This window comes from Rhodopirellula maiorica SM1 (assembly GCF_000346295.1).
Taxonomy (GTDB): domain Bacteria; phylum Planctomycetota; class Planctomycetia; order Pirellulales; family Pirellulaceae; genus Novipirellula; species Novipirellula maiorica.
On sequence record NZ_ANOG01000058.1, the window covers coordinates 1 to 2,542 of the forward strand.

Below are 2,542 nucleotides of genomic sequence, written 5' to 3' on the forward strand. Positions count from 1 at the left end.
ACTGAGTCAAACGCGACGACGCACCGACCGGATCCTGCTGGCGTCCCTTCATCGCATCCAAAAATCCCTGCTCGGCGGCCGAAAGCGGCGAGATATCCAATTTGGCTTGAACGCTTAACCGCCGGAGCAACCGCTGCAGATCGATCGATTGCCGCAAATGGTTGACCGTTTCATAGCGTGGGTCGTTGGGGAATCGCTTGATAAATTGGTCCATCTCGAGCCGAGCTTCACCGGCATTTTCCGCTTCGGAATGTTCTGCGATGACTTGATACAGCTCGTCTGCGGTAGGTTGCTCGGCCGCCTTGAAGAACAAAATCACACCGGCAATCAGCACCGCGGTCATCAGCGAAATCGAGACTGCTTGCTTCCAATGTTCGGTGGGCGTTTCTGCGGCCGAACGTCCCGAGGTTTGTTGCGATTCGTTGTCCACCGATTGAAAATGGGTGGGCCGGCTGACCGGTTCGGCCGGCGTTTCGGCGACATCGTCGGCGTTGGTGGGCGGGTCCGAGACGACAGTGTTCTGAGAGGCGACAGTGGCAGGATACTGCGGCTTTGCATTTTCGGAAACGAGCGGGTTACCAAGATCGGCGGTCCGGATCTCGTCGCTTGGCGGGCGTTCATTCGACATCGGATTGACGCTCAACCCTGTCGTGTCGTGGCCACCTGCGTCCGTTTTTTCGGTCGATTCGCCAGTCGGTTTGGCCGCCGGTTGATCGCGTCCGGGGACCGCATGCGCGGTCGGCATCGAATGATCCGGCAACGTTTGTTGGCGAAGCAATCCCGCACGCATCGCTTTTAACCGGTTCATCACCGAAAGCGCGGTCGGGGGGCGATCGGCGGGATCTTTTTCCAACAGTTGATGGACGAGCTCACAAAGCGCTTCGGGCAATTCGGAATCAATCAACTCCAGCGGCACCGGCCGATCGCGTCGCAGTGCTTCAATGACCTCGGTGGTCCGCTTGCCTGGAAACGGAGGCCGCCCCGTCAACATCGCGTACAGCACACTGCCCAACGCATACAGATCCGTGCGTACCGAAACCCCGCTGCTGTCCGCCTGCTCAGGAGCCATGTAGTCGGCGGTCCCCAGGATTGATCCCGCCAGCGTCTGTTCGCCAAACCCAAACAGCTTGGCGATCCCAAAATCGACCAATTTGACCTCACCCGAGGTCGACAGAATCAAATTAGCTGGCTTCAAATCGCGGTGAATCACTCCAAAATCGTGGGCGTGTTTCAGCGCTCCACAGATTTCGATGGCGATGTCGATCGCTGCCTGCCAATGGATTCGTTTCTGACGCCGAATCCGTTGCTGCAGCGATTCACCTTCGACCAGCTCCATTGAATAAAACAGTTGTCCATCTTCTTCGCCGTAACCGATTAACCGCACGATGCCTGGATGACGAAGTCGCTTTAGCGTTTCCACTTCGGAATTGAACCGTCGGCGAAAACGAGGCTCGTCCGCCACATGGGTTGCGATCAGTTTGACGGCCACTTTTTCGCCCGAGTGCTCGTGAACGCCGACGTAGACGGCGCCCATTCCCCCCCGCCCCAATGTTTCTCCGACTCGATAGGGCCCAAGGAATTCAGGAGATTTCATTGCGGATGGTTTTAGCGCGAGATTGGAAAATCGAAGGAAACATCACTGCGACAGCGGCATGATTGTACCGGAATCGGCACACGATCCCATCATGACACCCAACGTCACAAGTTTGCAAAAGTGCAATTTAATTGCATCCGCCGAAACACTAAGATCCCCCCATGAACGCAATTCCCCAAACGATCGCAGACGGCAGCCTCGCTAGCAAACCAAGTCGAAATCGCATGCTATTTGCGGGAGCGAGCGTTTTCATGCTGTGGTTGGCCCAGCCCCCCCTCGGTCTGTGGCCCGTGGTGTGGGTGTGTCTGGTCCCAATCTTATCGATCGTTTTCGATAAATCATTGTTAACGCGGCGAGATTACGCGGCAATTTGGCTGGTCTCGTCTTTGTACTGGCTCGTCTCGCTGCAAGGCATCCGGCACGCTCACCCGGCGATGTATGCGTTCCTGCTGGCATTAGCCGGTTATCTAGGCATCTACCTGCCGCTGTTTGTCCTGCTTTGCCGCCGCTGCACGCATTGGAATATTCCGCTGTGGTTGTCGGCCCCCGCAATGTGGGTCGGACTCGAGTGCGTGCGAAATTACATGCTCACTGGCATTTCCGCATTGATGCTCGGTCACACACTTGCCGAAGTTCCGGTGATGATTCAAATCGCCGACCTGTTTGGCACCTACGGGGTTAGTTTTGTCATCGTGTCGGTGAATGTTGCCCTGTTCAGCTTAGCAAGGCATTTCGTTCTGCGAAAATCATTCACGACCGCCGCGACCGAGTCACCCAAAACCGGATCGGTCCGCGGGACGATCACAGCATGTACCATCGCAGTGGTGTGCACCGGAGCCAGTTTCAGTTACGGGCAATTCCGGCTCGGCCAAACTGTTACCGAACCGCTGGCCACCTTCGCCCTCGTCCAGCGTGATGAACAAGTTGAGTACCAACAAGACATCGACC

The 2,542-nt window shown here is 56.5% G+C and carries 1 protein-coding gene and 1 pseudogene; one reads left to right on the forward strand and one right to left on the reverse strand.

Translation table 11 applies throughout. The features are described from left to right. On the reverse strand, nucleotides 1–1,594 hold a 1,594-nt coding region (locus RMSM_RS01830; protein WP_040763591.1), incomplete at its 3' end, for a serine/threonine-protein kinase. A gap of 161 nt (nucleotides 1,595–1,755) precedes the next feature. Here RMSM_RS01830 and RMSM_RS01835 point away from each other — a divergent pair. Further along, a pseudogene (locus RMSM_RS01835) lies at nucleotides 1,756–2,542 on the forward strand (hypothetical protein); the annotation flags it as partial.